Source organism: Actinacidiphila sp. bgisy145 (assembly GCF_057708125.1).
Map to the genome: position 1 here is coordinate 124,255 of NZ_JBYIRL010000026.1, position 6,164 is coordinate 130,418.

A 6,164-nucleotide genomic window follows, 5' to 3' on the forward strand; every position below is an offset into this window, starting at 1 on the left:
GTTCGGCGGTGTCCCGGGAACCGGGGCCGGTCGGTGGGCCGGTCGGTGGGTCGGTTCAGTGGGCCGGGTCCGGCGGGGTGTCCCAGGAAGCGGCGTCGGCGGGGGACGCGCCGAGCACCGCGCAGCGCAGCCAGTGCTCGCCCGGTGCCAGCCGGACGGTAAGGGTGGGCAGCGCGGTGCGCCGGGCCAGCAGGTTGGTGCCGGGGAGCACGTTCAGGACCTCACCCGTACGGGCGGCGCCGTCGCCGATGTCGCGCAGTCCGCTGAGGTCGCCGGCCGCGGACACCGCGAGCGCGCTGCCCGGCGCGCCCTCGGACCGGGCCATGCCGCCGTCGCGGTCGACGGCGAAGCCGCCCTCGGCGGTCAGCAGCGGCCGGGCGGTGCGGATGCGGTGGGTCCGCAGGTGCCAGGGCGCCGCCGCGGTCAGCCAGGTGGTGATCTCGACGTCGGGCCAGGGGTGCCAGGTGCTACGCACGGTGCCGTCGGGCGTGGTGTGCGGGTCCTCGCTCACCTCGCGGACCCGGAAGTGCACGGGCTCCTCCTGCGGGCCGTCGTCGCTGACCGCGAGCACCGAGTCGTACGCGCCGTGCAGCAGGCCGCTCTCCCCGGCGGGGACGCTGAAGCCGAAGCGGGTGGAGTAGGCGAACTTGGCGTACTTCGCGACGCCGGCCCGTGCCCACCTGCCGTGCTGGAGCCCGCTGAGCGCGGTCACGTCGCCGCCGGAGCGCATCAGGACGACCCCGGCGTGCGGCTGCACGGACACGGTGCGGCCGGCCGGCTCCGGTACGGCGGAGGGCAGTTCGGCGGCGGGTGCTTCGGGGTCGGGTGTTTCCGTGGTGGGCCGTGCGGCCGGGTGCGGCTCCTCCTCCGCGGCCCAGAACGCGTGCCCGGCCGGCAGTGCCAGCGGCAGGAAGGCCTTCATCGCCCAGTACGGCGACCCGGGCCCGTTGTACTGCTCGGCCATCAGCGGCTGCGGGTAGCCGTACCCGATCGACAGCACCCCGTCGGGCGCGATCTGCTCGTGCCGGGCCCGCCACCACCGCAGGTGCCGCAGCAGCAGGCCCCGTACCTCGCCGTAGGGCAGCGCGTCCACCCCGGCGTAGGGCAGCGCGCCCCAGAACGCGCCCTGCGCGAAGCGGTAGGTGAGGCTGCGGCCGAAGGGCAGCGCGGCGCCGTCGTCGGCGAACCAGTGCCGGAAGTCCGCGGCGAAGAGGGCCGCGCGCTCCCGGAAGCGCTCGGCCCTGGCCGGGTCCTCCGCCCCGGCGAGCGCCGCGTAGACCAGGCCGTAGAAGTGCATGGCCCAGGGGACGTAGTAGTCGCGCTGGGGGGTGTCGCCGTCGGCGTACCAGCCGTCGCCGAGGTCGTACGACTCCAGGGTGTCCAGCCGGGTGCGGCGCGCGTCGCGGTCGTGGGCGAAGCCGACCCGGTCCAGGCCGAGGCCGACCATGACCGGGAAGAAGTTCCAGTTGTTCGGCGGGGTGGAGCGGTGCAGGGAGGCGGCCAGCCAGCGGCCGACCCGGTCGCGCGCCTTGCCGTCGAGCGGGTCCCAGAAGCGCTCGGGGGCCAGCGCGAGGGCGAAGCCGATCGCGGCGGTCTCCACCTGGCGCTGGTCGAAGTGGCCGATGTCGCCCCAGTACTCGGGGTGTTCGGGGTCCGTGCCGGCGGCCAGCCCGCTCGCCCACAGCTCCCAGTGCGCGAAGTCGCCGCCGCCCGCGGCCAGCGGGGCCAGCCCCCACAGCGGCCGGGCGTACCCCTCCAGGTCCGCGGCGGCGTCGTCGTGGTGCGTGAGGTTGAGCCCCAGCCTGATCCGCGCCCCGTGCGGGCTCGCGTACGGCACCAGCGCCGCGGCCATCTCCCCGACGTACGCCTGAAGGTCCGCGCGAGCCCGCGCGCCGCCGCCGATCCCGGTGTTCATCGGGTCATGCCTCCCCGGAGAGTGAAGTTGCGATAATTTTCGCAACTGCGGTCGGCGCGCGTCAACGCCCGCGGCAGGCGGCCGCAGCGAGCGGGAGAGGGAACGGGCCGGTGGGAGGCCGGAGTTGCGCCGGGGCGCCTATCCCGCGTACTTCCACAGCTGCGTGGAGTTCCCGGCGTTGCACCCCGCCACCTTCGCCGAGCTGGCGGTGTCCAGCTCCACGCACTGGGAGTAGGTGGTGCTCTCCAGCGTGCTGCCGCCGGACACGGTGCTGCCGATCCGCCAGACCTGGCCGGACTTCGAGCCGCAGGTGTCCATGTTGGTCCAGCCGCTTTGCATGAAGGCGGTGAGGCAGGCACCGCTGCCCTTGTTGACCACCTCGAAGGTGCTGCCCGAGACGGGCTTGAAGGTCCACTCGGCGTAGGCGTTCGACGAGGAGCAGGCGCCGCTCTTCGCGTAGGTGCTGGGGGCGCCGCTGCTGGTGTCCTGGACGAGGCAGGTGCCGTCGGACGCCTCCTTGACGCGGTACGTGCCCGCCGAGCCGATCTTGGTGCCCCCGCTCCCCCCGCTGGAGCCACCGGACGAGCCGCCCGAGGACGAACCGCCGGACGAGCCTCCGGACGACGAGCCGCCCGACGAGGACGAACCGCCGGAGGACGAACCGCCGTTGGAACCCCCGGAGGACGAACCGCCGTTCCCGCCCGACGAGCCGGACCCCGACCCCGATCCCCCCTTCGTGCCGCCCGAGCCCGACGCCTTGCCCTTGCCGGAGGAGTGCGTCGAGGGCGACCCGGACGGCGAGCGGCGGGGCGTCGTGGACGACGGCGAGGCGGAGGCGGACGTGGAGCCGGAGGTCAGGACGACCGAGGGCGGGTCGGACGACTTCCCGTCGGTGCTGGAGAAGACGTGCGGCAGCAGGCTGACGGCCGTCATGCCGCCCGCCGCAAGGACGATGGGCACCGCCAGCAGCAGCGTGCGCGAACGCCGCTTTTCCGGCGCGGACTTGGCTGCCGCCTCCGGGGAACGGCTGCCGACCGGCGCGACTTCGGCGGCAGGCGGTTTTCCGGCCGCGCCGCCCGCTCCGGCGGCGGCCACCGCACCGGCCGCACCGGCCGCACCCGCCGCCGCCCCCGCGTTCTCCGCACGCTCCGCGCTCTCCGCACCCGCGGACTTCAGGTCCACCGTGGCGACGGTCAGTTCGTCGGGCGCGGGCACGTCCGCGGCGAACGCGGCCCGCCGCTCCAGCAGTTCGGCGATGGCCGCCGGCCAGGCCGGACCGGCGTCCTCCGGGCCCTGAGCGCAGCGCTCCAGCAGGTCCGCCGCGGACGGCCGGGTGGCCGGGGACTTGTCGAGGCAGTCGGCGACGATGCCGGCCAGGTCGGGATCGACCTCGCGCAGCGCGTCGAAGTCCGGTTCGTTGTGCACGATGCGGTAGAGCACCTCGAGGCCGGAGCCCCTGCCGAACGGCGTCTCGCCGGTGCCCGCGAAGTACAGCAGGCTGCCCAGCGCGAACACGTCCGCCGCGCCGGTCAACCCGCCCTTGCCCGCCGCCTGTTCAGGGGACATGTACTCGGGGGTGCCGATCACCATCCCGGTCCGCGTCAACCGGCTCTGGTCGGCCGCGCGCGCGATACCGAAGTCGATCAGGAACAGCCCGTCGGCCGTGACCATCACGTTCGACGGCTTCACGTCCCGGTGCAGCATGTCCAGCGCGTGCAACGTCTTGAGCCGGGCGGCCAGTTCACGCAGCAGGTACCACAACGCCTCCCGGGGAAGCGGCCCTTCGTGCAGCCGTACCGCCTCCGTCAGCGTCAGGCCGGGGATGTAGGCGGTGGCGAACCACGGCGGGTTCTCGGTGCGCCCGGTCTCCAGCAGCGGCACGCTCACGCCCTCGGGCAGCCGCGCCAGGTTGTCCAGTTCGTGCCGGAAGTGCCGCAGGAAGTCCGCGTCCTGGGCCAGCACCGGCAGCACCCGCTTCACCGCGGCATACCGCCCCTCCGCCACCCCCAGGTACACCCGGCCCATCCCGCCCACACCGAGCAGGCCCACCAGCGGGTACGGCCCGATCCGCCGCGGGTCCTCCGACGTCAGCGGAGCCGCACCGCTCCCGCCGAGATCCACGCCGCGCGGCTCACCCGTCCCCCCTTGCGCACCCATGCGCGCACGGTATCCGAGTCCGCCCGGCCCCCGCCATCAGCGCACCGCCGCCCACCGGGCTTGTGACGACACCCGCACAAACCCCGCACCGTCCCCGCCGCCACCGGCAACCTTCGCCTGCCACCGCGCACCCCCTAGGCATACCGACCGGTCGGTACTACCCTCACCGCAACCTCGGCCGCGACCCGCGACCAGCGACCCGCGGTCCATGCCGTGCCGTCCGCGACGCGCGACGCCCCGTGCGCCCTGCGCCACGCCCCGACATGCCCCGCCCCGCCCTGACGCACCGCCCGCACCGCCCGCCCCGCCCGCGCGTGCCCCGGGTCCAGCACCCCAGGAGGAGACGTATGTCCGCCACCCCGACCTCGTTCGACGCCGGCAGACCCGGCGCGCCGGGCGCGCCCGGCGCGCTCGCCCGGCTCTACCGGCGCGACCTGCCCGGCTACCCGCCCACGGCCCGCCGGCTCGGCTGCCTGGCGATCGTGGTGCTCACCACGGTCGTGCTCTACTACATGCTCTACGTGCAGTACGCCGTGGCCACCTCGATCATCACGCACTTCGGGATGACCTACCGCTACTTCGTGTGGGTCTCGGTGGTCGGCAACGCCGTCGGCGCGTTCGCGTCGCTGCTCGCCGGGCTCGCCGACCGCTGGGGCCGGGCGAACATGGTGGTCTACGGGCTGCTGGCCGCCTCGGCACTGGTGTTCTTCGGGCTGCCGCACGCGGGCGGCAAGACCGCCTACCTGGTGCTCTTCGCGCTGGTCAGCCTGGTCGAGGGCGTCGTCCTGGTAGCCACGCCCGCGCTGATCAGGGACTTCTCCCCGCAGTTGGGGCGGGCGACGGCGATGGGGTCCTGGACGATGGGCCCGGTGGTCGGCAGCCTCGTGGTCACCATGGTCACCAGCCACACGCTGGACAGCTCGAGTTGGCAGGACGAGCTGCGCTACTCGGCGATCGCGGGCTTCGCGGTGTTCGCGGTCGCGCTGGTGGCCCTGCGCGAACTGGCCCCCGCCGTCCGGGACCAGGTGATGGTCAGCCTGCGGGACCGCGCGCTGGTGGAGGCGCGTGCGAAGGGCGTCGCACCGGCGGCCCGGCGCGGCGAGTGGCGGCGCGTGCTGCGGCCGGACGTCGCGGGCTCGGCGCTGGCCATCGCGCTGTTCCTGCTGCTGTACTACGCGGCCGTCGGCAACTTCGTGGTCTACTTCGCGACCACCTTCGGCTACGGCGAGCAGCGCGCCAACGCGCTGGCGAACTGGTACTGGGCGGCGAACGCGATCGCGCTGGTCGCCGTCGGGCTGCTGTCGGACCGGCTGCGGGTCCGCAAGCCGTTCATGGTGGCCGGCGCGCTCGGGTCGATCGTGTGCACCGCGCTCTTCGCCACCCGCGCCACCCACCCGGACACCGGATACTCCACCTTCGCCTGGCTGTTCGTGGGCATCGGCGTGTTCAGCGGCATCGCGTACGGGCCGTGGATGGCGGGCTTCACCGAGACCGTCGAGAAGCGCGACCCGGCGGCGACCGCGGCCGGCCTCGCGGTGTGGGGCTGGACGGTCCGGGTCGTGGTGGCGGTCTCCACGGCCTTCATCCCGGTGCTGGTCACGTCGGTGACGCCGCTGGTCGAGCACGGCCCGCAGGTCAGCGCGGCCTCCCGGTCCGCCGCGCCCGCGCTGGCGATCGTGCAGCAGCACCCGCGGCTCTTCGCCGAACTCGGCAGGTACCCCGCGGGCAAGGCGCCCGCGGCGCTGACCGCCCAGGCCGTCCAGGAGGTCGGACCGGCGGATCTGGCCGTGGTGGCGCGGGCGAAACCGCAGCTCGCGGTGCTCGACGCCTACGGCGCCCGGGTGAAGAAGGCGTCCGCCGACGGCCCCGGTCAGTGGCGCGACTGGTGGTGGATCTGCGTCGGCGGGCAGGTGCTGTTCCTGCCGTTCGTGTTCGTGATGACCGGGCGGTGGCGCCCGAAGCGGGCCCGCGAGGACGCCGAGGCGCACGAGCGGGCCGTGGCCCGGGAGTTGGCGGCGCTGGCGGCGGAACGGAGCTGAGCCGGCGGCCGCGGCGGGGCCTCCCACCCCCCCCCCCCCCCCCCCCCCCCCTC

General features: G+C 74.6%; 3 protein-coding genes. 1 reads left to right on the forward strand and 2 read right to left on the reverse strand.

Annotation, left to right across the window (positions count from 1 at the left end; genetic code table 11):
• Positions 1–55: 55 nt before the first annotated feature.
• Positions 56–1,915 carry a DUF2264 domain-containing protein gene (locus AC3ERT_RS23385; RefSeq protein WP_435176584.1) on the reverse strand — a complete coding sequence of 620 codons (1,860 nt, stop codon included), beginning with the start codon at positions 1,913–1,915 and terminating at the stop codon, positions 56–58.
• Positions 1,916–2,053: 138 nt separating this feature from the next.
• A complete protein-coding gene (locus AC3ERT_RS23390; RefSeq protein ID WP_435176586.1) occupies positions 2,054–4,072 on the reverse strand; it encodes a protein kinase domain-containing protein in 2,019 nt (672 codons plus the stop codon).
• Positions 4,073–4,419: 347 nt separating this feature from the next.
• On the opposite strand from AC3ERT_RS23390, the gene AC3ERT_RS23395 reads away from it, so the two are divergent.
• Positions 4,420–6,111: an MFS transporter gene (locus tag AC3ERT_RS23395; protein ID WP_435176588.1), complete on the forward strand. Its 1,692-nt coding sequence runs from the start codon at positions 4,420–4,422 to the stop codon at positions 6,109–6,111.
• Positions 6,112–6,164 lie beyond the last annotated feature (53 nt).